At 40.3% G+C, this 273-nt stretch carries 1 protein-coding gene; it reads left to right on the forward strand.

What is annotated here, in order from left to right; all coding sequences use genetic code 11:
* A partial coding sequence (locus AAEY57_RS19970; protein ID WP_350608663.1) for a DPP IV N-terminal domain-containing protein occupies window positions 1-273 on the forward strand: 273 nt, incomplete at both ends.

Consider the following 273-nt stretch of genomic DNA (forward strand, 5'->3'; position numbering starts at 1 on the left):
GTGATTGGGCTGTTGATAGCTTAAAAGGTATTGATGAGAAAAAAGGCATTGTTTACTTTGCCGGCCGAAAAGATACACCGCTTGAAAGCCATTTATACAGCGCGCCTTTATTTAAAAAGGGCGATGCCAAACGTATCACCGAAAAAGGTCAGTACCATAATGTTGTGCTAGCAAAAGACAGCAAAACCTTTATCGATAATAGCTCGTCTGATAATAAACCAAACTCAGCAGCGCTTCGTAAAGTAAACGGCGAATTTATTACATGGCTTGAAG

The sequence above is a fragment of the Pseudoalteromonas sp. MER144-MNA-CIBAN-0113 genome (assembly GCF_040308965.1).
In the GTDB taxonomy this organism is placed as follows: domain Bacteria; phylum Pseudomonadota; class Gammaproteobacteria; order Enterobacterales; family Alteromonadaceae; genus Pseudoalteromonas; species Pseudoalteromonas tetraodonis.